28 protein-coding genes and 1 pseudogene are annotated in these 25690 nt (G+C 70.3%); 10 read left to right on the top strand and 19 right to left on the bottom strand.

The features are described 5' to 3' along the window. Positions 1–89: 89 nt before the first annotated feature. Positions 90–647, top strand: coding sequence for a DUF4142 domain-containing protein (locus ACIBX3_RS19035; RefSeq protein WP_397118588.1), 558 nt, complete (start codon positions 90–92; stop codon positions 645–647). Positions 648–709: 62 nt separating this feature from the next. On the opposite strand, the gene ACIBX3_RS19030 is transcribed toward ACIBX3_RS19035, so the two are convergent. The 3 genes from ACIBX3_RS19030 to ACIBX3_RS19020 are packed head-to-tail and all read right to left on the bottom strand — an operon-like array spanning position 710 to position 3224. Continuing rightward, positions 710–1513 (bottom strand): GvpL/GvpF family gas vesicle protein, encoded by an 804-nt coding sequence (locus ACIBX3_RS19030; RefSeq protein ID WP_397118586.1) that lies wholly within the window; start codon positions 1511–1513, stop codon positions 710–712. Beyond that, positions 1510–2802: an SRPBCC family protein gene (locus tag ACIBX3_RS19025; protein ID WP_397118584.1), complete on the bottom strand. Its 1293-nt coding sequence runs from the start codon at positions 2800–2802 to the stop codon at positions 1510–1512. The genes ACIBX3_RS19030 and ACIBX3_RS19025 overlap by 4 nt, the downstream gene beginning before the upstream one ends. Next, complete coding sequence (locus ACIBX3_RS19020) at positions 2799–3224, bottom strand: hypothetical protein (RefSeq protein ID WP_397118582.1); 426 nt, start codon at positions 3222–3224, stop codon at positions 2799–2801. The genes ACIBX3_RS19025 and ACIBX3_RS19020 overlap by 4 nt, the downstream gene beginning before the upstream one ends. Positions 3225–3451: 227 nt before the next feature. Here ACIBX3_RS19020 and ACIBX3_RS19015 point away from each other — a divergent pair, with 227 nt between their 5' ends. Then, a complete protein-coding gene (locus ACIBX3_RS19015) occupies positions 3452–3652 on the top strand; it encodes a CsbD family protein (RefSeq protein WP_397118580.1) in 201 nt (66 codons plus the stop codon). Positions 3653–3843: 191 nt separating this feature from the next. On the opposite strand, the gene ACIBX3_RS19010 is transcribed toward ACIBX3_RS19015, so the two are convergent. After that, positions 3844–4989: a P1 family peptidase gene (locus ACIBX3_RS19010; protein ID WP_397118578.1), complete on the bottom strand. Its 1146-nt coding sequence runs from the start codon at positions 4987–4989 to the stop codon at positions 3844–3846. Next, positions 4989–6161: a M20 family metallopeptidase gene (locus ACIBX3_RS19005; RefSeq protein ID WP_397118576.1), complete on the bottom strand. Its 1173-nt coding sequence runs from the start codon at positions 6159–6161 to the stop codon at positions 4989–4991. Before ACIBX3_RS19005 ends, ACIBX3_RS19010 begins: the two co-directional genes overlap by 1 nt. A gap of 400 nt (positions 6162–6561) precedes the next feature. Between ACIBX3_RS19005 and ACIBX3_RS19000 the strand changes: the two genes are divergently transcribed. Then, complete coding sequence (locus ACIBX3_RS19000) at positions 6562–7524, top strand: adenylate/guanylate cyclase domain-containing protein (protein ID WP_397118574.1); 963 nt, start codon at positions 6562–6564, stop codon at positions 7522–7524. A 10-nt stretch (positions 7525–7534) separates the two neighbouring features. On the opposite strand, the gene ACIBX3_RS18995 is transcribed toward ACIBX3_RS19000, so the two are convergent. The 4 genes from ACIBX3_RS18995 to ACIBX3_RS18980 form a co-directional block, all read right to left on the bottom strand. Beyond that, entirely contained in the window at positions 7535–8314 is a 780-nt protein-coding gene (locus ACIBX3_RS18995) for a phosphotransferase (protein WP_397118572.1), read from the bottom strand. A 71-nt stretch (positions 8315–8385) separates the two neighbouring features. Then, entirely contained in the window at positions 8386–8796 is a 411-nt protein-coding gene (locus tag ACIBX3_RS18990) for a type II toxin-antitoxin system VapC family toxin (protein ID WP_397118570.1), read from the bottom strand. Beyond that, a complete protein-coding gene (locus ACIBX3_RS18985; RefSeq protein WP_397118568.1) occupies positions 8793–9065 on the bottom strand; it encodes a hypothetical protein in 273 nt (90 codons plus the stop codon). The genes ACIBX3_RS18990 and ACIBX3_RS18985 overlap by 4 nt, the downstream gene beginning before the upstream one ends. 65 nt (positions 9066–9130) lie before the next feature. Beyond that, positions 9131–10366, bottom strand: coding sequence for a helix-turn-helix domain-containing protein (locus ACIBX3_RS18980; RefSeq protein ID WP_397118566.1), 1236 nt, complete (start codon positions 10364–10366; stop codon positions 9131–9133). A gap of 123 nt (positions 10367–10489) precedes the next feature. Here ACIBX3_RS18980 and ACIBX3_RS18975 point away from each other — a divergent pair, with 123 nt between their 5' ends. Further along, positions 10490–10951 (top strand): hypothetical protein, encoded by a 462-nt coding sequence (locus ACIBX3_RS18975; RefSeq protein ID WP_397118564.1) that lies wholly within the window; start codon positions 10490–10492, stop codon positions 10949–10951. 131 nt (positions 10952–11082) lie between these two features. After that, a complete protein-coding gene (locus ACIBX3_RS18970; RefSeq protein ID WP_397118562.1) occupies positions 11083–11205 on the top strand; it encodes a hypothetical protein in 123 nt (40 codons plus the stop codon). 188 nt (positions 11206–11393) lie between these two features. On the opposite strand, the gene ACIBX3_RS18965 is transcribed toward ACIBX3_RS18970, so the two are convergent. Then, positions 11394–12305: a hypothetical protein gene (locus tag ACIBX3_RS18965; protein ID WP_397118560.1), complete on the bottom strand. Its 912-nt coding sequence runs from the start codon at positions 12303–12305 to the stop codon at positions 11394–11396. Positions 12306–12370: 65 nt separating this feature from the next. Further along, positions 12371–12766, bottom strand: coding sequence for a hypothetical protein (locus ACIBX3_RS18960; RefSeq protein ID WP_397118558.1), 396 nt, complete (start codon positions 12764–12766; stop codon positions 12371–12373). A 131-nt stretch (positions 12767–12897) separates the two neighbouring features. On the opposite strand from ACIBX3_RS18960, the gene ACIBX3_RS18955 reads away from it, so the two are divergent. The 4 genes and pseudogenes from ACIBX3_RS18955 to ACIBX3_RS18940 all read left to right on the top strand — a co-directional run. Next, positions 12898–13539, top strand: a complete 642-nt coding sequence (locus tag ACIBX3_RS18955; protein WP_397118556.1) for an adenylate/guanylate cyclase domain-containing protein — start codon at positions 12898–12900, stop codon at positions 13537–13539. A 218-nt stretch (positions 13540–13757) separates the two neighbouring features. Next, on the top strand, positions 13758–14210 hold the full coding sequence (locus ACIBX3_RS18950) for a SigE family RNA polymerase sigma factor (RefSeq protein WP_397118554.1): 453 nt from the start codon (positions 13758–13760) through the stop codon (positions 14208–14210). After that, positions 14207–15220: a hypothetical protein gene (locus ACIBX3_RS18945; RefSeq protein WP_397118552.1), complete on the top strand. Its 1014-nt coding sequence runs from the start codon at positions 14207–14209 to the stop codon at positions 15218–15220. The genes ACIBX3_RS18950 and ACIBX3_RS18945 overlap by 4 nt, the downstream gene beginning before the upstream one ends. A 9-nt stretch (positions 15221–15229) precedes the next feature. Continuing rightward, positions 15230–15643, top strand: a pseudogene (locus tag ACIBX3_RS18940) (aminotransferase class IV); the annotation flags it as partial. An 89-nt stretch (positions 15644–15732) separates the two neighbouring features. Here the strand turns inward: ACIBX3_RS18940 and ACIBX3_RS18935 are convergent. The 8 genes from ACIBX3_RS18935 to ACIBX3_RS18900 all read right to left on the bottom strand — a co-directional run bounded on the left by ACIBX3_RS18935 (position 15733) and on the right by ACIBX3_RS18900 (position 24671). Continuing rightward, positions 15733–17319 carry a benzoate-CoA ligase family protein gene (locus ACIBX3_RS18935; protein ID WP_397118550.1) on the bottom strand — a complete coding sequence of 529 codons (1587 nt, stop codon included), beginning with the start codon at positions 17317–17319 and terminating at the stop codon, positions 15733–15735. Positions 17320–17397: 78 nt separating this feature from the next. Next, the gene (gene boxB / locus ACIBX3_RS18930) at positions 17398–18810 is read right to left on the bottom strand and encodes a benzoyl-CoA 2,3-epoxidase subunit BoxB (RefSeq protein WP_397118548.1); all 1413 of its coding nucleotides are present in this window, start codon (positions 18808–18810) and stop codon (positions 17398–17400) included. A 38-nt stretch (positions 18811–18848) separates the two neighbouring features. Continuing rightward, positions 18849–19703, bottom strand: coding sequence for an amidohydrolase family protein (locus tag ACIBX3_RS18925; RefSeq protein WP_397118546.1), 855 nt, complete (start codon positions 19701–19703; stop codon positions 18849–18851). A 33-nt stretch (positions 19704–19736) separates the two neighbouring features. After that, positions 19737–20174 carry an NUDIX domain-containing protein gene (locus ACIBX3_RS18920; protein ID WP_397118544.1) on the bottom strand — a complete coding sequence of 146 codons (438 nt, stop codon included), beginning with the start codon at positions 20172–20174 and terminating at the stop codon, positions 19737–19739. Positions 20175–20404: 230 nt separating this feature from the next. After that, entirely contained in the window at positions 20405–21241 is an 837-nt protein-coding gene (locus ACIBX3_RS18915) for a transglutaminase domain-containing protein (protein WP_397118542.1), read from the bottom strand. After that, complete coding sequence (locus ACIBX3_RS18910) at positions 21226–22116, bottom strand: alpha-E domain-containing protein (protein WP_397118540.1); 891 nt, start codon at positions 22114–22116, stop codon at positions 21226–21228. Before ACIBX3_RS18910 ends, ACIBX3_RS18915 begins: the two co-directional genes overlap by 16 nt. Beyond that, positions 22113–23636, bottom strand: a complete 1524-nt coding sequence (locus tag ACIBX3_RS18905; RefSeq protein ID WP_397118538.1) for a circularly permuted type 2 ATP-grasp protein — start codon at positions 23634–23636, stop codon at positions 22113–22115. The genes ACIBX3_RS18910 and ACIBX3_RS18905 overlap by 4 nt, the downstream gene beginning before the upstream one ends. Positions 23637–23681: 45 nt before the next feature. After that, positions 23682–24671 carry a MerR family transcriptional regulator gene (locus ACIBX3_RS18900; RefSeq protein ID WP_397118536.1) on the bottom strand — a complete coding sequence of 330 codons (990 nt, stop codon included), beginning with the start codon at positions 24669–24671 and terminating at the stop codon, positions 23682–23684. 38 nt (positions 24672–24709) lie between these two features. Here ACIBX3_RS18900 and ACIBX3_RS18895 point away from each other — a divergent pair, with 38 nt between their 5' ends. After that, positions 24710–25495, top strand: coding sequence for a maleylpyruvate isomerase family mycothiol-dependent enzyme (locus tag ACIBX3_RS18895; protein WP_397118534.1), 786 nt, complete (start codon positions 24710–24712; stop codon positions 25493–25495). Positions 25496–25690 lie beyond the last annotated feature (195 nt).

The raw sequence follows: 25690 nt of genomic DNA, 5'->3' as shown, positions 1-25690 counted from the left end.
ACGGCCGTTTCGACCCGCCGAATTGAGGTGAATAGCCCCGCCCCAATAGGGCAGCAGGCACGGGTCCCAAGAAAGGAGAGACCCAACCCATGAGTACGGCACGGAAATTAGCACCCGCGGGTATCGCGGCCGTGCTGGCGTTGACCATCGCCCCGGCGGCACAGGCCCAGACGGCCGCCGCCCCCGGGCCCGCCTCCATCGCCGTGTCCGGCCAGGCGCTGCACGCCTCTGCCCAGGACAAGGCGTACCTGCGGCAGGCGCACCGCGGGCACCTCGCTGAGATCGCGGCGGGCCGGGCCGCGCTGCGCAAGTCCCGTGACAGGGACATACGCGAGATCGCCTGGCGGCTGATCCGCGATCACCGCAGGCTGGACGCGCGGCTGCGCGACGTCGCCGACCGGCTGGACGTCCGGCTGCCCAGCGCACCGAGCGCCGAGCAACGGGCCGCCCTGCGTGACGTGACCGCCAGGTGGGGTCAGCGCTTCGACCGGGCATGGCTGCGGCTGCAGGCCGAATCCCATTACCGGTCGCTCCGGCTGGTTCAGGTCGAACTACGACGCGGCCATTCGCGGTGGGTCGAGGACCTGGCACGCGACAGCGCCCCCGTGATCCGGCACCACCTCCGCATGGTGCGTGCCGAACAGTAACGGCACACCCCAGGTGGGGCCGTGGCCCGCCCGACGCGGGCGGGCCACGGCCCCACGAGCCATCAGTCGCGGCCCTTCCGGGATCCCACGAAGTCGTACGCCGCCAGCGGCCCCAGCAGGCGCAACTCCACCCGATCCGCCCACCGGCCGGCGAACTCCTCCACCACTTGCTCCAGTTCGCCCTGCCGGTCCTTGTCCAGGAGGAGTGCCAGGTGGACGGCGTCCTCCTCGTGAGACGGCTCCCGCACCGCGGACAGGACGCTCACCGGCTCGACGGCGTCGAGCAGCGCCCGGGTGTCGGCCTCGCGTTTGGCCGAGATCCAACTCTCGACCAACTGCCCCAGCCGGATCCGCGCGTCGCGCGCCGCGTCCTCGCCCAGGTCGCGGATCTCCTCGCGCAGTCGCGCGGCCTCGGGGATCTGCTCCAGCACCTCTCGCAGCATCGTCGGCTCGACGTAACGGCCCTTGACGACGTACTCCGCCCGCCCCTCCATCTCCTTCAGCGCGGCGAGGAACTCATCGTGATGAGGGGCCAGCAACTCCTCCACGAGGGCTTCGGGGCTGGTCAGAACCGCACCGAAGCGGAGCGGCAGCACCGGGACCTCGGCCGCCGTGGCGTCCAGCAGCCCCTCGTGCCGGAGGAGATCGTCGGGCGTGCCCAGCGGGTGATCGAGGGGGACCTCGCTCACCAGCGCGGCGATCTCACCGTGCCGGATGACCTTGACCTCTCCCGGCTCATCGCCCACGCCGCGAGCGTCCTCGGCCACCTCGACGTCCTCGGGGATCAGGCCGTACACGTACACACCGGCGTCTGGGCCGGAGGCGACCGCCTCCGGCTGCGTGGCGTGCCGCACCGAGCCGGTCATGCCCGCCGGGCGGCCGGCCTGCGGCGCACCGGCCGCGAGGCCGGCTCCTCCGCGTGAACCGGACGCGCCGGACGCTCGGCACGCTCCCTCTGCGGACGCTCGGCACGCTCTCTCTCCGGACGCTCGGCACGCTCCCTCTGCGGACGTTCCCGGACGGCCTTTTCCTCCTCGGCCTCTTCCTCTTCGGCTTCTTCCTCGGGTCCGGCCTCTTCCTCAGGCTCCTCTTCCTCAGGCTCTTCTTCCTCTTCGGCCTCTTCCTCAGGCTCCTCTTCCTCGAGTTCGGCCTTTTCCGCCGGCTCCTCTTCCTCTTCCTCTTCCTCGAGCTCTTCTTCCTCGGGCTCCTCTTCGGCCTCTTCCTCCGGCTCTTCGGCCTCAGCGGCCGCCTCCGGCTTCTCTTCCTCTTCCGCGCGTTCTTCGGCCTGCTCCTCCCGAAGACCGGTCTCGTGGTCCTTGACGACCTTGCTGTCGTGGATCTCGCCGCGCCAGCCGCCCTTCGCCATCTCGTCGGGGTGCAGCATGGTCGCGGTCACGACGTGCCGCGCGAAGTGTTTGAGCTCCAGGCGTGCCCGCCTGCCCTGCGCCCGCCACATGTTGCCCGTGCGCTCCATCAGCCCCTGCGGGTGATACTCGAGCACGAGCATGACCCGGGTGAGGTCAGGCGCGATCTCGTGGAACGTCACAGAGCCGTCGACGTGGCCCTTGTTCCCCTTGGACCGCCAGATGATCCGATGGTCGGGCACCTGCTCGACGATCTGCGACTCCCACGTCCGATGCGACCAGAAGACCTGCGCCTTCCACCGGAGCTTGTCGTCGGACGCCTGCTCCACGGTCTCGACCTTCTTCATGAAGCTCGGGAAGTCCTGGAACTGCGTCCACTGGTTGTAGACGACCCGTACCGGTGCCCCGATGTCGACCGTCTCCACGATGTTGGTGAGCTTCAGCTTCTTGCTCTTGTCCTTCTTGCCGCGCTTGAACAACCCTCCGAACGCTCCCTTGATCGCCCCCTTGAGTCCGCCCTTGAGTCCGCCCTTGAGTCCACCCTTGACGGCGCCCTGCGCGACTGATCCGCCGTCTCCCGTGAGCGTGGACACGAGACCCGATCCGGTTCCCTCCGCGTAATCTGTCAGCCGGCCGGTCGCTCCCTCGACCCGCTTCGTCAAGGAGATCAGCGACCGCTCCGCCATGGCCTGGGCCAGGTTCCGCAGCTCGTGCGTCAGCCGATCCGTCGGAAGCTCCCGCATGGCGTCCATCTCCGGCTTGACCTTCGTCTCCTGAGCCACCTCGTTCACCCCCGGTCCCTGCCGGCCATGCGCGGCCTGCGCCTCGTCTTGGCCACGGGCTCTTCTTCCTCGCGCTCCTCTTCCTCGTACTCCTCCTCGCCGCTTTCCGCTCCGGACATGGAGGGCACGCGCAACGCTTCGGCGCGATCGTGGACCTTGGCGCTGAGCGTTTCCATCTGCCTGCTCGTGGCGGCCACGGCGGCCGCTTTGCCGGCCTTCGTCAGGTCGCCGCGCAGGCGTTCGAAGGCCTCCTCCATCTCGGGCGACGCGCCGAGCGTCGTCAGCGCCTGCTCCAGCAGGCCGCCGCCACCTCGTCGCATTCGTCCGGCCACGCCGGCCGCCACCAGTGTGGCCGCCAAACGCATTTTGTGGCGCCTGCCGAGGTAGTAGCCGGCCGCGATGGCCAGCGCCAGGCGGATGTTGTCTTTCATGATTCCTGCTCCTCGTTCTCCTGCCTCGCCTCGACGGGGATGCTGTGCGCTGAGAAGCGATCGCAAGAGTGCCGCTGGGGAAGGGAGCAACTCCCGCCCCGCCATTGACGTGCCCCACCTACCCTCCGAACTGGACGAACAAACACATAAGGGACAACAATGGCTTTAAAGGGATTTTTGCGACATGTAGCGGTCTTCGTCGGCTCTTCGGGCAGGAGAGACCGCACATGAGCCGCAATCAGGTGGAGGCCGACATGGCTCGCAAGGACAAGGCCAAGGGCAAGGCCGAGGAGGCCAGGGGTGTGGCCAAGGAGCGTCTCGGAGACGTCACCGGCAACGAGTCTCTGCAGGCCAAGGGGAAGGCAGAGAAGGCCAAGGCCGCTCTCAGGCAGGCGAAGGAGAAGGTGAAGGACGCCTTCAGGAAGTAGCGTCGTTCGCACCGGCGAGCGGCATCGACGGCCGGCCGGCCTCGACGCCGCTCGTCCCGGTCACCTGGACTTGGCGACGTGGATGGCGAACTGGGTGCGGTCCCGCGTCCCCGCATCTCACGTCCGTGGTCCGGCCGGTTTCCTGCCATCCGTCCCCGGTGGGCAGGCCGATGCCCACGCGTTGTCGATGGTCATGAAGATCCCCCCGTGTCCGGGAACACTGTGGCGCTCGGGAACACGTCGAGGTACGCGGGCGCGTCCTCGCGGCCGGTGGCGGCGAGGATCGCGTGGGCCACGGCGCGGCTGAACGCGTCCGCCGCGGCCGCGAGGACGTCCTGGAATGCGTCCTGGGCGGGAGCGGGGCGGGCGCAGGTGGCCAGGCCGAAGATCGTGTCGCCGTCGGTCATGGTGTGGGCCGGTCTGATGGCCCTGGCCAGGCCGTCGTGCGCGACGGCGGCCAGCTTGCCGCACTGGGCCTTGGTGAGGGTGCGGTCGGTGGCGACCACGCCGATGGTGGTGTTGAAGGACGGGGCCTTCCGGGGATTCCAGGCTTCGACCTCGTGGCGCGCCGGAGGGTGGAGGTGGCCGAACTCGCCCGGGAGGCCGTAGCGGGCCCCGGCCAGGGTGCCGTCGGCGGGGTCCAGGACGGAGCCCACGGGGTTGGCGACGGTCAGGGCGGCGACCGTGGTGCCGTCGGGCAGGACGACACTGGCCGTCCCCACGCCTCCGGCCAGCCCGCCCGCCGCCGCCCCGGTCCCGGCCCCGATCGACCCGCTCGCCGCCGGTGGCGCCGTCTCCTGAGAGAAGGAGGGTGAGGAAGACCGCCCGCCGTCCGAAGGTGCGGTCCGCTGAGGGTGAGGGAGGACGTGGACGTTCCCGCCGTCCGGAGGCGCGGCCCCTCCGGGAGGAGGGGTGGTGGCGGCGTCATAGGAGGCCATGCCGAGGGACGCGTCCGGGACGGCGCGGAACGAGCCGCCGCGGCCCAGGTCGAAGATGACGGCGGCCGGGACGATGGGCACCACGCCGCCGCTCACCGGGTAGCCGATGCCCGCGTCCGCCAGCCGCTCCATCACCCCGCACGCCGCCGCCAGCCCGTATGCGCTCCCGCCCGTCAGCACCACGGCGTGCACCCGCTCCACCAGGTTGCGCGGGTCGAGCAGTTCGGTCTCCCGGGTCCCCGGGGCGGCGCCCCGCACGTCCACCCCCGCCACCGCGCCCCCGGCGGGGGCGAGGACGACGGTGGTGCCGGTGCGGTGGCCGCCGCCCACCCGGTGGACGTGGCCGACGCGCAGCCCCGCCACGTCCACCAGCGAGTTCGTCGGACCAGGGCGGGCCATCAGTGGTCACCGCCGAGGAAACGCCGGGCCGCCTCGGCGAACACCCGGGTGCAGCGGACGATCTCGTCGACCTCCACGTACTCGTCCGCCTGGTGCGCGATCCACTTCCCGCCGGGCCCGTACACGACGGACGGGATCCCGCCCCAGTGCGTCAGCACGGTCCCGTCGGTCGAGCCGGGTACCCCGCCGTACACCGGCTCCTCCCCCGTGACGGCCCGATGGGCGGCGGCCAGCGCGGCCACCACCGGGTCGGACACGGGTACGTCCACCGGCGGCCGGTCCACCAGCACCGACACCTCGGCGGCGATCCCGTCGTGGGAGGCCAGCGCGGCCACCCGGTCGGCGATGTCCTTGTGCTCGGCCCCGGGGATCGTCCGCACGTCCACGAAGACCGAGGCGACCGCGGGGATGACGTTGACCTGCGGCTCGGAGCCGGCCTGGAGCACGGTCGGCGTCACGTACACCTCGCCGAGGTGTACGTGCGCCGGGTGGCGCCGCTGCAGCTCCTCCTGCAGCGCCCGCAGGCCCACCAGCAGCGGGCCCACGGCCTGGATGGGGTTGCGGCCGTGCTGCGGCATCGCGCCGTGCGCCATCTTGCCGGCGAGGTCCACCCGCAGCCGCAGCGCGCCCTTGGCGACCGCGCAGATCTCGCCGGCCTCCGGCTCGGCCACGATCGCGCCGTCCACGCCGGCCGCCAGCCCTTCGGAGACGAAGTGGTGGGCGCCGAGCATGAGACCTTCCTCGTCGGCCGGCGCGCACACCTTGATCCGCCCGGGGAACGGCCCGGCCAGTTGCAGGGCGCGGGTGGCGTACAGGGTGGCGGCCAGGCCTGACTTCATGTCGGCGCTGCCCCGGCCCCACAGCTTCCCGTCGCGGATCTCCCCGCCGAACGGGTCCACGGTCCACGTGGACAGGTCGCCCTCGGTGACGACGTCCGTGTGCCCCTCGAACATCAGCGTCGGCCCTTCCCCGCCGCCGCCCTCGACCACGGCGATCACGTTGGGCCGGTCGGGCGCCACCTCGTAGACGGCCGGCTCCCAGCCCCATTCCCGCATCTTGGCGGCCACCAGCTCGGCGGCGAGGCGCTCACGCCTCCCCGGGTCGTTGGTGCTGGGGATGCGCACCAGCGCCTGCGTGAACTCCACGACTCCGTCGGCATCGACGTCGATCACAACAATCCCTCCAAGGTGGGTACGGCCTGCGCACGTGCCGCACCACGGACAGGTCGTGCGAGACGAACACGAGCGTCAGCCAGAACTCGCCGACGAGGCCGGCCGGCAGGTTGAGTATCTGCCCTCGTACGAATACGTCCAGGGCGCTGACCGGTTCGCCGGCGGGCAGCCCCGACCGCGTCCAGCGGCTCGGCAGCCGGTCGCCGGCCGGGAGTCCGATGCGCCTCACGTCCTGCAGCCTCCTGGCCAGTGCACTGGTCGGACCAGTAGGCTACGCACATTGCCAGTCAGCGGCCGTTCCGGTCAAGAGGCGTACACGCCTGCACAGTCGATGTCCACCGGCGCGGCGCTGCGGACGCTTCTGGAGTGATTTGCCCCACAGGGTGTTATGTTTTCCCACGTGGCGCGCGATGGGGACGGGCTGGCAGAGGCCTTTCTGCGCGAGCCGCGCCGCTATACCAGCCACCAGGTCGCCGAGATGGCGGGAGTGCCGGTCTACCGCGCGCGGCGCTTCTGGCGTGCCCTCGGGTTCGCCAACGTGGCCGACGACGCGGTCGAGTTCACCGACTCCGACGTCGAGGCGCTCAAGACGCTGCTCGGCATGGTCAGCTCGGGCATCTACGACGAGGAACACGTGCTGCTGATGGCCCGCTCCCTGGGGGCGGCCACGGCCCGGCTCGCCGAGTCACAGGCCGAGCTTGGCGTCGAGGTGCTCGACCAGGCCGGGGTGCCGCTGGCCGACCGCACGCGGGCCTGGCGCAGGCGGGCCGAGCGGGTGGTGCCCGACCTGGCCAAGCTGCTGGTCTACGCCTGGCAGCGGCAGCTCGCCGCCGCCGCGGGCCGCATCGCCGACCAGGACATGAGCTCGGTACGCCTGGCCGTCGGCTTCGCCGACCTGGTCGCCTTCACCCGGCTGAGCCGGCAGATCACGGGCAGCGAGCTGGCCCGGCTGATCGACAGGTTCGAGGGGCGCTCGGCCGACATCGTCACCTCCACGGGCGGGCGGGTGATCAAGACGCTCGGCGACTCCGTGCTGTTCGTGGCCGAGAAGTCGCACGTGGCGGCCGAGATCGCGCTGCGGCTCATCGAGCTGCACGCGCGTGCCAAAGGCCTGCCCGAGCTGCGGGTGGGGCTGGCGTCCGGGCCGGTGATCTGGCGGATGGGCGACGTGTTCGGCACCACCGTCAACCTGGCCAGCAGGCTCACCGCACTGGCGCTGCCCGGCACGATCCTGGCCGACCCGGCGCTGGCCGAGGAACTGGAGGGCGACCGGGCCTTCCTGCTGCGGCCGGTCAGCCGGTTGTCGGTGCGCGGGCTGGGCGAGCTGGCGCCGTTCACGGTCGTCCGGGCAGGCGCCACCTGACGGATGCGTGCTACTCGGCCGGCTTGAGGCGTTCGGCGATGTACAGCCAGGCGCTGACGTCGGAGGCGGTGAAGTGGCGGATCGCCCAGTCCACCTGACGCAGGCTCATGTGCGCCCAGCACACCGCGTTGACCGTGCCCGGTACGCGGGACAACAGGCCGGGGGCGCGGTTGGCCAGGTCGAACCGGAGCGTGACCAGGTCGAAGTCGGCATCGCCGCGCGTCGCGCCGTCCCAGTCGATCACGCCGGTGACCGTGCCGGCCTCGTCCACCAGGACGTTCTCCGGATGGAAGTCGGTGTGGACGAGGTCGTCGCCCTCCAGCGTGTCCGGGAAGGCCCGGCCGATCTCCTCGATCTGGTCGAGCAGGCGGCGGGTGCGGCTGTCGTAGGCGCGCAGCGAACCATGCAGGCAGAAGCCGGGCCCGTCCGCACGCAGATGCAGCCGGAGCGCGGGCAGGTCGGCGCGCCCCGCGAGAACGCCGCGGCAGCGCCGGTTGATCTCGACCATGGACCGGACGGTCCGAGCGTCCGGCTCCCGCGGGGTGACGCCCGGCAGCAGCTCTTGGACCACGACCGGCGGGTGGACGAGCTCGTACGCCGGGGCGGGGATGCCGTGGGCGCGGGCCACCGCGAGCAGCGGGCCGACGTCGGGCCCGCGGGTGAGGACGGAGCGGTGCCCGTCGGGCCAGCGCACGTAGGCGGCCCCGACCTGGCCTCCGGGACAGGGGCCGTCGTAGGCGAGCGGGACGGGGAGATCCCGCAGATGCCGCCCGACGTCCAGCTTGGGCACGGGTGGAGGTATCACGGTTGCCAGATCATAGCTCCCGATCCGGCGGATCTCATGACCGCAGAGGCGGGTTGTTACTGCGCCGTCTTCGGATACAGAAGGACCTCGGCACCATGCAAGCGTTTGTTGCCCTGTTCAGGAAGCAGCTTGGCGTCGCAGGTGACCAGTGGCATCTCAAGCGCCTCGGCCAGCACGATATAAGCAGCATCGTAGGGGGTGAAGTTGTGGCGCAGCTCCCAGATCCGATCTATCAGCCCTGTGACCGGCTGAAGCTGAATCCACGTCTCGGCATAGAGTTGCCTGGCCTCCTCGGCCACCTGCGCGTCCAGCTTCTTGCCGAGCGCAAGTCCGCGAAGCACCGACGCGAACTCCAATTCCAGCAGATGAGGAGCATGAAGATCTCCCGACTCCAACGCCCCCAGCAGTTCGTCATCGGGAGTGCTGGACGTGTACGCCTCGACCAGCGCTGAGGAATCGACGATCATTCAGCGCCACCCATGGCATCGCGATCCCGCCCGGCCCGTACCACCTCGACGATCTCCTCTGTGGAAGGAGTAACGGCTCCACGCTCGCGCCGGGCCGCTCCGCGCTGGCGGGCACGCCGGATCACATCAGCGTTGCTGGGCCTTCTGGCGATCATGGCTAGCTGCTGCCCCGCATAGGCCGACAGCGACATGCGTGCCTCGACCGCGCGCTGTTTCAGGGTTTCAATGACATCGTCGTCGACATCGCGAATGTAGATGATCCCAGACACATCAACATGCTAGCAAAGTGCGAATGCCCGCCCCGTCGGGGTCAGCCGCTCGCCGGCAAGCCAGCTCATAACGTCACGGATACACGGCGTGCGAGTGCCCGCAGTCCCGACAGGTTGCTGTGCCGGTCGCGATGCAGCAGGTCCTCAATGACTCGTCGTGGGCTCGACCGGCGTACCTCGGCGGGCGCGATTTTCTCGGCGACCAGCAGGGCGCGGACAGCTCTGTCCGTCTTGCCCCACAGCGTGTACGCCTCTGCGATCCCTATGTAGTAGCTCGCGCGCCGCTCCACGGTTGGGATCTCGTCAGGGGTGACATGCCGAGCGTGGTCGATGGCCGTTCCTGCGTCTCCGAGGATGATGGACACACCGATTCGGTACGTCATCACATGCCCCGCCGACAGAACGAGCTTGGGCGCGTGCTGGGCCGCCTCGTCGGCCTCTTCCAGCATGCTCAGGGCGCTGTGCCGATCCTCCAACCGGGCGGCGGCGATGGCACCAGTTGACATCAGGGCTCCGTACGCACCCCGCGCAGCGGGAGTCACCTCGGGCAGATGAGGGCGCAGCAGCTCGGCGGCACTGGCGGTGAGGTCGCGAGCCTTGCGGTAGTCGTCAGCACGGTGGAAGAGACTGACCATGTCTCGTCGCGCCTCGGCGATGGCGCGGAGGTCGCCGCTCACTCTCGCCGCCTGCTCGGCTTGGTGCGCCGCCACCCACGCATACGGCGGAGCGGACAGCTTGATGAGCGTCCGGGCGGCCAGGTGGTAGACCTGCGCGGCCAGCGCGTGCCCTGCCGGGTCGGCGGCACTGCGGGCAACGGGTATCAGCTCGGCGAGATCATCGGCCAGGCCCTGATAACGGGCCGCGGTGAAGTCGCGGCGCGCGCGGGTGACCGCACGAGCGAGGTGCGCGGGCACCAGGGTCGTGACCTGGGCGGGCGCGTCTGGAACCAGAGCATCACGAAGCCGCGAGACAGCATCGGCACTCGGGCTCGGCTCAGCCAGAGCGGGCGCGACCAGTGCCGTGCTCGCGCTCTTGAGGAACGTACGCCGTTTCGTTGTCTCACCTCCTGCGCTTGACCTGAGCATAGGCTTCTCACCGAACTCACTCACCCATGCCTCGACGAGCTTGCCGTTCGCGCCCAGAGCCTCGTCGGCGAGTTCCGCCAGCAGCCGCTCGGGGCGCCGAAGGCCCCTTTCAACGCGGCTCAGGTACCCCTTGGAGTAGTGGGTGGCACGGGCGAGCCCTGACAGTGACACCTTGCGGCGTTCCCGCCAGTGTCGCAGTTGCTCGCCGAATCCCATCGTTGCCTCTCTCCGTTGCCTGTTGCCCCGTCCAGGCAACCTCTCGATCTACGGGCACACAGCGGAACATGCTTCACGGTAGCTGCACAACTACGACCAGCGACAGCTACTCGGAGAAAGCCGATGACCGACGCCGATCTACACGCCCTTGTTCAAGGCACCGGCCGGAACGTGCTCAGCGTCGTGGCGCAGGCGACGCTCTTGCAAGTCAGACCTGAGGGGCTCGATGTGATGGAAAACGTGGCACAAGCGCCGCCTGCTGACAAAGTGGCCGTCGAGATCAACGGCATGGTCATCTACGTGCCCCCGAACGCGCTGAACGTCTACCTCGTGCAGGCTCACGTCAACTCGGTGAAGCCTGAGGAGGTTTCGGGGGCGATTCTCACGACGGATCTCATGTTCGCGTGGACGTGGCTGATCGAAGGGCTAGCCGAGGGCGGTTGGGGCGAAGTCGTCGCCTTCGATGTGGCGCTCAAGACCTGCCCACGATGGTCGCAAAACCTGGGCCGGATCGACGGGCCGACGACATACCTGAACCGTCTCCGGCACACGGCGGTCGGCAGCGGGCCGGAGCGGTGGGCATGACCGCCGTCTCCGGGACAATCGCCGCGGAGTGGAGCCCGTACGATTTCCGAAGGGTGCCGCGATCACGGGTGAGGGATTTCGCCACGCGCGGGAACGTGGAGTACGAGCTGTGCATTGAAGGTGGGAGCGACGTGATCCGCCGGACGGAGCATCACGAGTCCGGCGAGCCCACGATCATGGAGACCGGGCGCGACAGGAGGCGGCTGGACGTCCTCGATCTCTGGAAGCTGATCGTCATGGGCGCCGTGAGCTAAACGATCTCCACCAACGCGATCCTGAGCGCGATCACGGATGAACCGGTGAGCTCGGCAGCCGTCCACGCCTGGTCTCGCTCGCATGCGGTGCTCCAGGGGTCGAGTCATCTTCGCGGCAGACGGCCGGTCGCCAGGCTCGCGCCCGCCGAACAAGGACCTCCCCGGGAAGCCGGCGACGCGCTCGCCCGTCAGCCGTACAGTTGCCCGTCGCCGGGCCACGAGCACTCATCGGGTTCGTCGTCGGCGCAATGGCCGGCGACGCGCACGATGTACATGGTCTTGACATAGTCCTGCTTCAGGAGCTTGCGCAGAAGCGCAGGATTCTCCGCATGCTGAATGTAGGCATGAATCCTTCCGGCCCGTGCCGCCTCATTCAACCGGGCAAGGCCCAGCCCGAAGTGCTGAAGCGCGGGTTCGTCGGACGGCAGCAAGGAATCCACCCAATGACGGAAGTCTCGCGTGACCGCGTCGCCGTCGCCTCCGCATACGTGGCAGAACAGGCCGACCCGGCTGTCCCAGTAAACCGGCGTCCCGCCGAGCGCGGGGGAGAAGACCCCGTTGTTCACGGGCAGATGCTTGCGGCCGCGGATTTCGTCCGCCGTCAAAGGCTGCGTCAATTCCACGACCGCCGTGACCTCCTTGGTGCGGCTCGCCTGCTGTAAAGCGGCGTCGACGTCCTCTTTTGCCGACCCGCCGCGCTGCCCGACCCGGCGCAGCGCGGCGGACAAAGCCTGGGATTCGGGGGTGTCGAGCCGCCGGACGGCCGCTTCAAGCGGAACCGGCTCGCGGTCGCCGCCGATCGTGCAGGAGAAACCTCCCGAGTCCCGGTCCTGGCGGATACCGAACGCCGCGACGGCGCCGCTCGATTCCCCGTTGGGCGAGGCGTGCAGGTCGATGGCCATCTCGTCCGGCCGCCGCTCGAAGGCATAGTCGCCGGAGCCCACGACGTACTCAGGGTGAGACGCACGGAAGGCGTTGGCCATGACATATCCGAAGTGATCGATGTCCGTGTACCGGGGAATCGAGTCCGCGGCGCCGCACGCCATCAGCAGCACCGAACACAATCCTGCCGTCATCGCTATTCCGCGCACTTTCGGCATCACACCTTTCCTTGATGGGCCCGGGACGGGGCGCGGGGCCCGCGCCCCGTCCCGGATCGCTTGTATCAGAGGCTTCTGAGGCAGTTCTTCGTCAGTGAGCCGGCCTGCGTGCCGTTGGGCACCGCCCAATTGCAGGAAATGCCGACCCGCTCTTCTTGATAGGTCTTCTCCTTACCGTCCTTGTCGGTGTAGTACGCGAAGGTGAGATGGCCGGTCAGCTCCGATCGGTAGGCCATGATCCTGCAGTTGCCCAGGACATCCGCGCACTCGCCCCGCCCGAGATAAGGGTCGAAGGTGACGGGCTTGTTCGCGTAGCCGCGCTTCCATTTGGCGGTAACGTTCTGGCAGATGTCATCCATCGACGTCGACACCTGGAAGCTGCCGTTGACGTCGCCTGCTCCCTGCCTCCCCTCGAATCCGAGCCTGAACCCGATCGTGGACGTCGTGCTCTTCTTCGCCACCTTGAAGCACAACGTGGAGGTGATCGAAGCCGAGGAGTTCTTCAGAATGTACTTGCCGAGCGCGTTGGTCCAGCTCGCCGTCGGCGCGTTGAGACCGGTGCCCCAGCTACGACCCCCTCGGGTAGAACTTCATGGCGTTCCTGACCGGGTCGAGTTTCCACTGGACCACGTTGTTCGAGCACGAACTGGGCGAACAGTTTGGGAACGGCTCCCAATGGGAGGCCATCGCGATGCCGAGAATCCAGTTCTTCTGCAGCGATATCGAACTGAAGCCGTACTGCCAATGCTTGTCGCTGGCGGGCGGGGACGGAATATCGGCCACCGCGGCGCCGGACTGCCTACCGTCGCTGTTCTGTGCAGACGAGGCCGTCGGCGGACCGCTGCTGTCCCAGAGATACGCGACGTCCGGCGGGCGGGTGATCAAGACGCTCGGCGACTCCGTGCTGTTCGTGGCCGAGAAGTCGCACGTGGCGGCCGAGATCGCGCTGCGGCTCATCGAGCTGCACGCGCGTGCCAAAGGCCTGCCCGAGCTGCGGGTGGGGCTGGCGTCCGGGCCGGTGATCTGGCGGATGGGCGACGTGTTCGGCACCACCGTCAACCTGGCCAGCAGGCTCACCGCACTGGCGCTGCCCGGCACGATCCTGGCCGACCCGGCGCTGGCCGAGGAACTGGAGGGCGACCGGGCCTTCCTGCTGCGGCCGGTCAGCCGGTTGTCGGTGCGCGGGCTGGGCGAGCTGGCGCCGTTCACGGTCGTCCGGGCAGGCGCCACCTGACCGGCCACGCCGCCCGTCGCAAGATGCCGGAGATCCACCCCACCGACTCGTCCCGTGCCGGCCGGGATACGGCCCGGCCTCTGCCGCGGGCGGTCTTCGTACGGTTCAAAGTGGCTTGACACATGGGCAACCTGGCGTCGCACTCGATGCGTCACTACCGTCAGCAGGCTTCGACGGGAGGCATCCACTTGGCGGATAGGGCGATATTTCTAGACTTTGTGGTCGCGAGGTCCGACCGGCTGTTACGCACCGCGTACCTGCTGACCCGTGACTGGGGCACGGCCGAGGACCTGCTGCAGGAGTCCCTGGCCAAGGCGTGGTTCGCGTGGCCGGGCATCGACGAGCCCGAGGCGTACGTGCGCAGGGTGCTGGTGACCACGTACACGTCCTGGTGGCGGCGCAGGTGGCGCCGAGAGTTGCCCAGCGCGGACCTGCCCGACGAGGCCGCGCACGACCGGCACGCCGGGCCGGGCGAGGAGCTGTGGCAGGCGGTGGGCCGCCTGCCCGCCCGGCAGCGCGCGGTGATCGTGCTGCGCTTCTACGAGGACCTGCCGGTGGCGGAGGTGGCCAGGGTGCTCGGCTGCCAGGAGGGCACGGTCAAGAGCCAGACCGCCAAGGCGCTGGCCAAGCTGCGAGTGGACGAGTCGATCGTGAAGGAGCTGCACCGATGACCGTGCAAGACCTGCGTGACGTCCTGCGGGAGCGGGCCGGAACGCCGTCGCCCGCGAACCCGCGCCGCCACGACCAGGTCCGCGCCCGCATCCGCAGGACCCGCCTGCGGCGGCGGATGACGGCGGGGGCCGCGGTGGTGGCGGCGGTCGCGGCCGGGGTGAGCCTGATCCCGGGCGCGACGGAGCAGCCGCCTGAGACGACCGCGGCGGCCAAGCCCATGCCCGCACTGCCGGAGTCGTTCGCCTCCGGCGACGGCACCGAGTACCGCCGGCTGGCCACGCTCACGATGAAGGCGAACGGTCCGGAGAAGGTGTCGGTCACCGTGCCGGTCTCCGGCAAGCCGATCGACGTGGCCGGGCTCTGCAGCGGCAGCCCCGGCATCGTCACTCCGAGGGTTTCCGTGAACGGCAAGCACACGGGTTTTCCAGGCTTCGGGCCGTGCTTCGAGAAGAACAAGATGCGGCTGCACCCCCTCGTCGTGCCCAAGGACGCCACGGAGGTCACGGTGGAGTTCGACACGAAGACCTCCGGCTGGGGGTGCACCGTCGCGAAGAAGGGCGGACCTTGTGTGTCGGTCAAGCCCAAGCGGGGCGACTGGGGGCTGGCCGTCTACGAGTGGACGCCGCCCACCGAGCCGGTCGACCCGGGTCCGCTCCGCGACTTCCCCGGCAAGCTGGGCGGCATGAAGCTGGGCGACACAGTGTCCGGCATGTGGGGGGAGGACACAACCTTCACCCTTGTGGTGGAGAGCACGAGCGGGAAGATCGGCCTCGAGCAGCTCTGCACGGGCGATCTGGCACCGCGGATGTGGTTCACCTACAAGGTCAACGGCAAGGGTGACCCTTCGGTGAAGGGCTGCGCCGTCTGGGAGGAGGGCCCGTACCCGATGGCGATGAGCGAGTTCGCGGTTCCCAAGGGCAAGCGGGTGACGATCACCGGGCGGGTGGGCATGTGGGGCGATCACACCAACCGCCCGGTCCGCTGGTCGACCGCGGTCTACGCAAAGTAGATCAATGTGATGGGACGCGCCGCGATCGAGAGCAGGCTGGTGGACGCCGACGCGCGCTTCGCGCTGGAGGCACGCTACGGGCACTTCACCGCCATGCAGGTCAGGGACCGGCGCGTGCGCGGGCTCGACCTGCACGTCGAGCGGCTGGAGAGCGCCAACCTGCACCTCGTCCGCCAGGCCGCCCGCGAGGGTTTCGACGAGGTGCTGCTGACCACCGCGGACGGGCTGATCAGCGAGGGCGCGATCACCAACCTGGGGGGCTTCGCGGGCGGCCGGCTGGTCTGGCCGGACGCACCGATGCTGCACGGGATCACGATGAGGCTGCTGGAGCGCATGGATGTGCCGCAGGGGCGCCGCCCGCTGAAGGTGTCCACTCTGCCGGACCTCGACCAGGTCTTCCTGTGCAACTCGCGCGGCGTGGCGCCGGTGGGCCGGGTGGGCGACGTCGAGTTGCGGCAGGATCGTGAGCCGATGGCGAGCGTGATCGGCTTTTATGACCGGGTGGCGTGGGATCAGCTGGATCGATCCTCGGGTGCGGATCCGGGCTGGGCGTGGCTTTTGCCCAGCAGGTCGGCGGCGAGTTGCCGGACCACCACGCGCTGGATCTTGCCGGTGGCCGTCTTCGGCAGCTCGTCCACGACCAGCACCTCGCGCGGGCGCTTGAAGGCGGCCAGGCCCTCCCGGCAGAACGCGACCAGCTCGGCGGCGTCCACCGCGCGGCCCGCGGCGGGGACCACGCAGGCCACCGGCTTCTCGAGCCCGTCGCCGTCGATGTGGGCCACCACGGCGCACTCCCCGACCGACGAGTGCTCCAGGAGCCTGGCCTCGACCTCCATGGGCGACACCCAGATGCCGCCCGCCTTGATGAGGTCGTTGGAGCGGCCCAGGCACCGGTAGAAGCCGTCCTCGTCGCGGATGTAGGTGTCGCCGGTACGCAGCCACTCGCCCTGGAACACCTGGCGGGTGGTGGCGGTGCGGCACCAGTAGCCGGTGGCGATCGAGTCGCCCTTGACGTACAGGTGGCCGGGCTCCCCGTCCGCGGCCGGGGCGCCGAAGTCGTCGAGCAGCCTGGTCTCGTACCCGGGCACGACCGTGCCCGAGCTGCCCGGCCGGACCTGTCCCGGCCGGTTGGAGACGAAGATGTGCAGGGCCTCGGTGGAGCCGAGGCCGTCGATGATGTCGACGCCGAACCGCTCGGTGAAGCGGCGGTAGATCTCGGCGGGCAGCGCCTCACCGGCCGAGACGGCCAGCCGTACGGACTGGAACGCGTCCGCGGGTGCGTCGGAGGCGAGCAGCGCCGCGAAGAACGTGGGGCCGGCGAAGAACAGCGTCGGCCGCTCCTCCATCACCCGCGTGATCACCCCGGCGGGGGTCGGCCTGGCCGGGTCGAGGATCGCGGTCGCGCCCGCGGACAGGGGGAAGAACAGCGAGTTGCCGATGCCGTAGGCGAAGAACAGGCGGGCGACGGAGAAGCACCGGTCCTCGGGCCGGATGCCGAGCACCTGGCGCCCGTAGGTCTCGCAGACGTCGCGGATCGCGCCGTGCCGGTGCATGGCGGCCTTGGGGGCTCCGGTGGTGCCGGAGGTGTAGAGCCACAGGGCCTGCGAGTCCCGCCAGCTGTCGTACGCGGGCCCGCCCGCCCGTCCGGCCGCGAGCACGTCGGACCAGAGCCGGGCCGGCGCCCCGGCGTCCTCCATCAGGATGAGCGTGCTCACCTCGGGGGCGCTCTGGACGGCCTCGCGCACGGCGGGCGCGAACTCGGGCGTGGCCACCGCGACCCGCGCCCGCGAGTCCCGGAACAGCGTGGCCAGCTCGGCGGCGTTGTACATCGTGGAGATCGGCACGGCGACCGCGCCCATCCGCATGACCGCCAGGATGGTGATCACCGTCTCGGGGCGGTCCGACATGACGAGCAGCACCCGCTCCTCCGGCCGGACGCCCAGCTCCCGCAGACCGGCGGCCAGCTCGGCGACGCGGACGGCGAGCTCGGCGTACGTGATGGCGCCCGTGGGCCCCGTCACCGCGACGTGATCGCCGCGGCCGGCCTCGACCTGGCGGTCCACGAGAAAGACGCTGGCGTTGAACGACTCGGGCATCATGGCCGTCCCCATCCCCAGGCGGACATTCGTAGGCGCATCCTCTACATAGATCGGATGTGGCGTCAACCGCTTGTAGCATTAAAGATGGACGTACTCGTAGTCGAAGGGTCGGCCGTTGATCCCGTTGCGCGGCGGCGCCACCCAGGCGGCGATCTTACCCGGCTCGTACACGGGCCGCATCAGCGCCTCGACGTGCGCCTTGTCGTCGGCCGTCGGCAGCCACCGATCCCTGCCCGCCGCCCAGGCCGCCTCGTCGAGGACACGCCCGTCCGGGGCGATGCGGTGCCCGGCGAACGCGCCGACCTTGCGGTTGAACCCGATGTGCGGCAGGTAGAGCGCGGCATCGAGGCCGTGCCCGGCGAGGATGCGGTTCCACCGGGTGACGCCGGTGGCGCAGTCGGCGATGTACTCGCCGCGCAGGTCCGCGTTGAGCGCCGTGAGCGCGGGCAGCCGCACGTCCACCAGCCGTCCGTGCTCGATCTGCGGCACGACCGCGTACGCCTCGGTGAGCACGTGGTCGTCCGCGCGCCGTTCCTCCTGCCAGCGGCCCTTGAGCCCGGCGGTGAAGTAGTTGGCCACATTGGTGGACGTCTCGCTGCCGAACAGGTCGACGCTGACGCTGTAGTGGAAGTTGAGGTACTTCTGGATGACGTCCAGCGGGATGCCGCCGTGCGCGGCGACGTCGTCGGTGTCGTGCTCGCGCATGAGCTGCGCCGTACGCTCCACCACCCGGTCCACGCCCGTGGTGCCCACGAACATGTGGTGGGCCTCCTCTTTGAGCATGAACTCGCAGGTACGGCTGAGCGGGTCGAACGCGGACTCCTTCAGCGTGCCGAGCTGGTACTTGCCGTCGCGGTCGGTGAAGTACGTGAACATGAAGAACGACAGCCAGTCCGGCGTCTCCTCGTTGAAGGCCCCCAGGATGCGCGGGGAATCCTCGCTGCCGGAGTTGCGCAGCAGCAGCGCGTCGGCCTCCTCGCGGCCCTCCCTGCCGAAGTAGGCGTGCAGCAGGTAGACCATGGCCCACAGGTGCCGCCCCTCCTCCACGTTCACCTGGAAGAGGTTGCGCAGGTCGTACAGCGAGGGGGCGGTCAGGCCGAGCCGGCGCTGCTGCTCGACGCTGGCCGGCTCGGTGTCGCCCTGGATGACGATGAGCCGCTGCAGGTCGGCGCGGTGCTCTCCGGGCACCTGCTGCCAGACCGGCCGGCCCTTGTCCTGCCCGAACGCGATGCGCCGGTCGGCGTCCCGCTCGGCCAGGAAGATGCCCCACCGGTAGTCGGGCAGCGCCACGTGGTCGAAGTGCGCCCATCCCGCGCGGCCGACGGAGACGGCGGTGCGCAGGTAGACGTCCTGGGTCGGCAGCGCCGGCCCCATCTCCGACCACCACTGCAGGAAGCGCGGCTGCCAGGATTCCAGCGCCCGCCGCAACCGGCGGTCCTCCGCGAGGTCGACGTTGTTCGGGATGCGCTCGGAGTAGTCAATGCCCGCCATGCTTCCAACTTCAACGGCGACCCGTCGCCGCGTCAAGGCTATGTAGTACGTGAGAAGTAGACGCGCATCGCGTTGCCGCCGAGCACCCCGCGGAGCGTGTCGTCGTCGAGGTCCAGGGCGGCCACGGCGCGGGCGTTGCGCGCCACGCCGGGGACGCCGGGCCAGTCGGTGGCGAAGATGAACTTGCGGGCCAGCCGCCGCAAGTCGAACCGCTGGTAGTAGTCGGGGAGCCGGGAGGGCGGCAGGCCGGACAGCTCGATCCAGACGTTGTCGTGCATGAGCGCCAGGAAGGCCGCCTGGTCGTACCACCAGCCGCGCCCGCCGTGCGCCAGCACCAGCGTGAGTTCGGGGAAGTCGCGCAGGACGGGATCGAGCAGCTCGGGCGCGGCCATGGCGTTCACCGAGCCGGGGAACGTGCTGGTGCCGCAGTGCACGACCACCGGGACGCCACGCTCGACGCACGCCTGGTAGGCCGGGTACAGCATGGGGTCGGCCGCCGAGAAGCCGCCGTGGACCGGATGCAGCTTGAGTCCCACGGCGCCCAGGTCCACCTGCCGGTGCACCTCGGCGGCGATGGGATAGTGCAGGTGCGGGTTGATGTTGCCCAGGAACGCGAACCGGTCCGGGTTGTGCTTGACGATCGGCAGCAGGTCCTCGACCGGCTGGATCCCGGTGGCCTTCGGGCTGTACTCGCACAGCAGGATCGCCCGGTCCACGCCCTCGGCCTCCAGCAGCGCGTCGAACGCCGCCGGGACGATCACGCCGTCGTCGTCGAAGGCCGATTGCCATCCGGGGGCTCCGTACTGCTCCGCCCACCGGGTCCAGGCGGGTTTGAGCGTGGACATCCTGGGCGGATGCAGGTGGGCGTCGATGAGCAGTCGTCCGTCGAGCATGCCTCCGACTGTATACAACTCTCTAACGAGCCATCAATGATTTGTAGACCAATCATGCTCCGCGAACGGGACACCGGCCAGGATCTCCGCGATGGCCGCGGCCGGGTAGGCGACCATGTCCGGAGGCAGGGCGGCCATGGGCCACCAGGCGATCTCCGAGCACTTGTGCGGCTCGGCGTTGTACGGTTCGCCGGTCCACTTCTCCACGGTGAAGAAGAGGCCGACGCGTTCGGGGGCGCGGTGCATGACGTGGGCGAACGTCAGGTCGGCCGGGTCGATCGTCACTCCGATCTCCTCGGCCGCCTCCCTGACGGCGGCGGCGGTGACCGATTCTCCCTCCTCCAGGTGACCCGAGGGCAGGTGCCACAATCCGTCGCCATAGCCGGTGCCCTCGCGGCGGGCCAGCAGCAGCTCGTCACCGCGCACCAGCATGACGTGCACGTCCACGATGGCCCGGAACCGGCCGGTCACGCCTCCGGCACCTCCTCGGCCAGGATGTGCCGCCACGTCAGCACGCCGTCCCGGGCCGCCGTCTCCGTCCTGTGTCATGGGACCAGTCTGACGGGAAACGTCGCAGCTCATCACCGGCGACGCTCTTGGTTCTCCTCGCCTGTGACCCGGCCCGTGTCCCGAGCCGGCCCGCCCAGCGTGCGGAGGCGGCCGTTGACGAGATGCCGAGCCCGCGTTGAGGCGGGAAATCCTCACAGCCGGCCGAGCGCGGGCGAAGCCGGTCCCAGCCGCGTGACGGTCACCGTGATCTCCTGGCGGCTGCCCGGTGGCCCCTGGTAGACGCCCTTGAGCGGCGGCACGTCCGAATAGTCCCGGCCGCGGGCCACCACCACGTGCGCCTCCCCCACATACGTCCGGTTCGTCGGGTCGAGCGGCAGCCACTCCCCCGCCCAGTACTCCACCCACGCGTGGCTCTGCCCCACGACCGGCTCGCCGATCTCGGCGCTCGGCCGCGGGTGCAGGTAGCCGGAGACGTAGCGGGCGGGCAGCCCGGCCGCGCGCAGCAGCCCCGCGGTCAGCTGCGCCATGTCCTGGCAGACGCCCTGCCCCAGGTCCCACGCCTCCTGCGCGGAGGTCTGCACGCCGGTCGAGCCCGGCATGTACTCCACCCGCGCCGCCACCAGCTCGCAGATCGTCCCGGCCGTCTCGTGCACGTCGCGGCCCTTCGCCTGGGTCCTGGCCAGTTCCTCCAGGTCGGCGTTCACGGCCGTCATCGGGGTGCGGCGCAGCAGCTCCTCCATCGACGGGTCGGGGTCGTAGGCGGTCCGCCTGGGCTTGCGCGGCCCGCCGGTCTCCACCCTGCTGACGGCCTCGATGGTCAGCGACCGGTGCGGCTCCGACACGTCGAACGCCTTCACCGTGGTCCCCCAGTAGTCCTCGTACGTGTAGACCGGCACGGACGGGGTGACCTTGATGCGGCTGGACAGCACGTGGTGCGCGGGCGTCATCCTGACCTCGTTGTAGGAGGAGTGAGCCTCGCCGTCGTACTCCGTGTGCGTCACGTGGGAGACCTTCACGCGCCAACCCATGCCATCGCCTCCCTGCGCTGGAAGAACCGCTTCGTTATCGCTTCTCCGGCGGCCGCGCACGCTTCCTGGAGGGTGCCGAGCAGCTCCGGGAGCCGGTCCTGGAGTTCGTCCAGGTCGGCGTACTCCAGCCCGGCGCGCACCCGCCCGATCGCGGCCTGCGCCGAGTCGGTCACGCCGGCCCTGGCCGTGTCGGGCGCCAGGGCCCGCAGGCACTTCTCCGCGGTCAGCAGCGAGTAGACCACCGAACGCGGGTAGAGCCGGTCGAGCAGCAGGAACTCCAGCACCTCGCCGTCCCTGGCGCCGTGGGTCCTGGTGAACGACTCGTCGGCGCCGCTGGCCTGCAGCAGCAGCCGCCAGTCGCTGGTGAGGTGCACGGCCAGCAGCCGGGTGGTCATGTCGACGCGTTCCAGGCTGCGGCCGAGCACGATGAAGCGCCAGCAGTCGTCCCTGCTCATCGTGGCGTCGGCCAGGCCGAAGAAGAGGGCGGCCCGCTCGCGGACGAACGCCAGGTACGCGTGCGGCGGCAACGACTCCAGGCCGGACAGGTGGTGCCAGGTGACGTTGAGGCACTCCCACACCTCACTGGACAGCACCTCGCGCACGCCGCGCGCGCTGTCCCGGGCGGACCGGACGGAGGACGCGATGGAGGCGGGCTCGTCCAGGTCGTAGGCCATCCGCCGGATCAGGGCCTGGGCGCTGGCGGGAGCCGCGGGATTCAGGCCGAGCACGGCGTACAGCGAGCGGGAGGTCTCCGGGTCGTCGAGCATGCGGTGCACGGACACGTCGAGCAGGCGGGCGGTGTCGTCGGCGCGCTCGACGTACCTGCCGATCCAGTAGAGCGTCTCGGCGATGCGGCTGAGCAGCGGACGGGTCATTGCTCTCCCTCCCATGCGGCGGTGCGGATGGGGCTCCACTGGGCGGCGCCGGCCGCGACCGGGAAGGCGGCGGCGGGTGCGGGTGCGGAGGGCTCGCCGAGCACCCAGGTGTCCTTGGAGCCGCCTCCCCTGCTGGAGTTGACCACGAGCTCGCCCTCGGGCAGAGCGACGCGGGTGAGCCCGCCGGGCAGCAACCACACGTCGTCGCCGTCGTTGACGGCGAACGGCCGCAGGTCGATGTGGCGCGGCGCGGGCCGCTCGCCGACCAGGGTGGGCGAGGTGGACAGCAGCACCGGCCGCTGGGCGATCCAGCCGCGCGGATCCTCGCGTACGGCCTCCCGCACGGCCGCCAGCTGCTCGGGCGTGGCCATGGGCCCGATCACGATGCCCTTGCCGCCGGCGCCGTCCACGGGTTTCAGCACCACCTTGGCGGCGTCGGCGAGCACCTGCTCGCACACGTCCGGATCGTCCAGGCGGTAGGTCTCCACGTTGGGCAGCAGCGGTGTCTCCCCCAGGTAGTAGTCGATCAGGTCCGGCACGTAGGTGTAGATCAGCTTGTCGTCGGCGACGCCGTTGCCCACGCCGTTGGCGATGGTGACGTTGCCGGCGCGTGCGGCGTTCACGATCCCGGGGCAGCCGAGCACGGAGTCGCCGCGGAAGTGCAGCGGGTCGAGGAAGTCGTCGTCGACGCGGCGGTAGACGACGTGGACCTGGCGGCGGCCGTACGTGGTGATCATGAAGAGGCGGTTGTTCTCGCAGACCAGGTCGCGGCCCTCGACCAGCTCCACGCCCATGAGGCGGGCCAGCAGCGCGTGCTCGAAGTAGGCGGCGTTGTAGACGCCGGGCGTGAGCAGCACCACGGTGGGATCGGTGATCCCCTCCGGGGCGGCCCCGCGGAGCGCGGCCAGGAGCCTGGCGGGGTACTCCTCGACCGGGCGGACGAACTGCTCGGAGAACAGCGTGGGCAGGGTGCGCGTCATGGCGAGCCGGTTCTCCAGCACATAGCTGACCCCGCTCGGGGTGCGGACGTTGTCCTCCAGCACGTGCAGGACGCCCTGCTCGTCGCGGATCAGGTCCGTGCCGCCGACGTGGACGCGGACGCCGTTGGGCGGGCGCCAGCCGTGGGCGACCCGATGGTAGTGGGGGCTGGAGTGCAGGAGCCGCCAGGGGACCACGCCGTCGTGCAAGACCTGGCGTTCGCCGTACACGTCGTCGAGGAACGCCTCCAGGGCGCGGATCCGCTGCCGCACGCCGCGGGTCACGAGGTCCCACTCGGCGGCGTCGATGACGCGCGGGACCAGGTCGAGCGGGAAGGGCCTCTCGACGCCCGCGTAGTCGAAGGTGACCCCGCGATCGGTGAACATCCTGGCGAGCTGGTCGGCCCTGGACCTCAGCTCGTGAGCGCCGAGCGGCTGGAGTGCCGCGAACAGCGCCTGGTACTGACGCCGGGGGACGCCCGGCCGCTCGAACATCTCATCCCACGCACCGGCCATGACATATGTATCAAAGATGTCCGCCATGCCCGGAATTTAGGAAATTTATGTTTCGGGCGATGGCGTCGTGTGTTACAAGCGGTGAGGTGTGAGCGAGCGCTCCAGTGAATCGGCCAGCCACAGGTGGGTGGAGCCGAGCGTGACCACCTCGCCGCTGACCTCGGTCACCAGCCGCCAGTAGCGGCGCATCCACGGCTCCCGGTCGTGCGCCACGTCGGCCAGCAGCCGGCGCCGGAACTCCGGGGTGTCGCCGCGGCCCCGCACGGACGCGTGCGCCGCCACGAACCGGTCGAGCTCGGGACCCTCGCGGGGCCGCTCCCCCGCCAGCACCAGGGGCTCGGCCAGCGCGCACGCCTCCCCGACGCCGGACATCAGCGCCTCCTCGTCGGAGATCAGCTCGATGTTGACGCGGGCCCGCTCCAGCAGGCGGCGCGTCAGCGACCGGTCGGCGGCCAGGGCGGCCAGCTCGGCGTACGCGACCACCTGCGGCGGGGTCGGCTCGATCGGCGGCTCGGGCACGGCCATGGCCACGAACGCGGCGAACATCTCCCCGGAGATCGGGGCCAGCATCGCCCGCCGCCAGAAGTCGACCACCACGTCGCGGGCGGCGGGCCCGCGCTCCACCGCCGCCAGCAGCTCCAGCCGGGCCGCCCGCTCGGCCGGGCCCGCCTCCTCGACCGCGCGCAGCGAGGCCCGCCGCCAGGCCAGGTCCGCCAGCCGGACGTCGAGCGCGGCCCGCTCGGCGGCGACGACCTCGCCGACGGATCGCTCGCCCCTGAGGACATGCCTGATCGAGGTCAGCCCGAGCCCGAGCCCGCGCAGCCGCCTGACCAGCCCGAGCCGCTCCACGGTCGCCGGGTCGAACCTGCGGTGGCCGCCCGTGCTGCGTATCGAGTCGATGAGGCCCTCGTCGCAGTAGAAGCGGATCGTCCGCACCGGCACGCCGGTCATCCTGGACAGGTCGCCGATCCCGAGCGTGTCTTCGAGCAGCACCCTTGGCCGAGCCGAGCCCGGCATCCTGAGATCGATGTCCTCGCTCCGCCGCGGATCGATCTCAGGCACTTGAACCTCCACCGGACTGGAGTTTCTACGGTACCGGCATGGACGTTCGAGAGGAGATCATCATGGCGTCGACGCTGGACGACGTGCGGCTCGAGGAAGGGCTGCGGGAGGTGGCCGCGGGGTTCGCCCGCGCGGTCGCCGGAGGGGATCCGGAGGCCGTCGTGCCGACCTGCCCGGAATGGCCGCTGCGCGTGCTCGTCGGGCACATCGGGCAGGCGTACGGGTATGCGGCCCGCGTTGTGCGCAAGGGCGAGGTCCCGCCCGTGCCCGACCCGTGGCAGGCCGAGCCGGGCGCGCCGGCCGGGTGGGAGACGTGGCTGCGCGAGAGCACCGAGGACCTGATCGGCGCGGTCAGGGAGACCGGCGCGGACACCGAGCGGTGGACGTTCCTGGGGCCGCGGCCCGCGCGCTTCTGGCTGCGGCGGATGCTGGCCGACACGGCCGTCCACCACTACGACGCGGCGGTCACGACCGGGGTGGCGTTCGAGATCGCCGGCGACCTCGCGGCCGACGTGTTCGCGGAGGGCGTCGAGATGCTGGCCGCGCCGGGCGCGGAGACGCTCAAGCCGGAGCTCGTCGAGCTGCGCGGCCGGGGCGAGCGGATCGGGGTGCGGCCCCGCGGCATGGACGGCTGGGTGATCATCAGGACGCCCGGCGGGATTCGGTACGAGCGCGGGCCGGTGGAGGCCGACGTGGTGCTGTCGGGTGAGATGGCCGACCTCATGCTGGTGTGCTCGCGCCGCCTTCCGCTCGACGACGAGCGGGTGGAGGTCACCGGAGATGGGGTGCTGCTGGAGCACTGGCTGGCCCGCATGGCGTTCTGAGCCCAGCTGACGCGCTCCTCCAGCAGCGCCTGCCGGGCCGGGTTGGCGGTCAGGGCGCCGACCTTGATGGCGGGAAACCGTAAGTCGTCAGGCCGGAAGCGAACGGGGACGCCTCCGGCCTGTCCACGAACGGTAAGTCCGCGGCCTGGCGGGTGACCGCGCAGAAATACCCGTCCGCACTGTGCTCTCCGCCAT

Origin of the sequence: Nonomuraea sp. NPDC049480 (genome assembly GCF_044465905.1) — a bacterium.
Lineage (GTDB): Bacteria > Actinomycetota > Actinomycetes > Streptosporangiales > Streptosporangiaceae > Nonomuraea.
The sequence above is the reverse complement of the archived record's forward strand: the minus strand, read 5'-3'. Positions and strand labels throughout refer to the sequence as shown.

Coding starts and splice junctions, on each gene's coding strand:
- ACIBX3_RS18980 (WP_397118566.1), bottom strand. CDS start 10,366: ATGGGATTCGGCGAGCAACTGCGACACTGGCGGGAACGCCGCAAGGTG.
- ACIBX3_RS19035 (WP_397118588.1), top strand. CDS start 90: ATGAGTACGGCACGGAAATTAGCACCCGCGGGTATCGCGGCCGTGCTG.
- ACIBX3_RS18895 (WP_397118534.1), top strand. CDS start 24,710: ATGGACGTTCGAGAGGAGATCATCATGGCGTCGACGCTGGACGACGTG.
- ACIBX3_RS18905 (WP_397118538.1), bottom strand. CDS start 23,636: ATGGCGGACATCTTTGATACATATGTCATGGCCGGTGCGTGGGATGAG.
- ACIBX3_RS19020 (WP_397118582.1), bottom strand. CDS start 3,224: ATGAAAGACAACATCCGCCTGGCGCTGGCCATCGCGGCCGGCTACTAC.
- ACIBX3_RS18935 (WP_397118550.1), bottom strand. CDS start 17,319: ATGATGCCCGAGTCGTTCAACGCCAGCGTCTTTCTCGTGGACCGCCAG.
- ACIBX3_RS19015 (WP_397118580.1), top strand. CDS start 3,452: ATGAGCCGCAATCAGGTGGAGGCCGACATGGCTCGCAAGGACAAGGCC.
- ACIBX3_RS19010 (WP_397118578.1), bottom strand. CDS start 4,989: ATGGCCCGCCCTGGTCCGACGAACTCGCTGGTGGACGTGGCGGGGCTG.
- ACIBX3_RS18915 (WP_397118542.1), bottom strand. CDS start 21,241: ATGGGTTGGCGCGTGAAGGTCTCCCACGTGACGCACACGGAGTACGAC.
- ACIBX3_RS18910 (WP_397118540.1), bottom strand. CDS start 22,116: ATGACCCGTCCGCTGCTCAGCCGCATCGCCGAGACGCTCTACTGGATC.
- ACIBX3_RS18965 (WP_397118560.1), bottom strand. CDS start 12,305: ATGCCGAAAGTGCGCGGAATAGCGATGACGGCAGGATTGTGTTCGGTG.
- ACIBX3_RS18975 (WP_397118564.1), top strand. CDS start 10,490: ATGACCGACGCCGATCTACACGCCCTTGTTCAAGGCACCGGCCGGAAC.
- ACIBX3_RS19030 (WP_397118586.1), bottom strand. CDS start 1,513: ATGACCGGCTCGGTGCGGCACGCCACGCAGCCGGAGGCGGTCGCCTCC.
- ACIBX3_RS18925 (WP_397118546.1), bottom strand. CDS start 19,703: ATGCTCGACGGACGACTGCTCATCGACGCCCACCTGCATCCGCCCAGG.
- ACIBX3_RS18955 (WP_397118556.1), top strand. CDS start 12,898: ATGGCGTTCCTGACCGGGTCGAGTTTCCACTGGACCACGTTGTTCGAG.
- ACIBX3_RS18945 (WP_397118552.1), top strand. CDS start 14,207: ATGACCGTGCAAGACCTGCGTGACGTCCTGCGGGAGCGGGCCGGAACG.
- ACIBX3_RS18990 (WP_397118570.1), bottom strand. CDS start 8,796: ATGATCGTCGATTCCTCAGCGCTGGTCGAGGCGTACACGTCCAGCACT.
- boxB (WP_397118548.1), bottom strand. CDS start 18,810: ATGGCGGGCATTGACTACTCCGAGCGCATCCCGAACAACGTCGACCTC.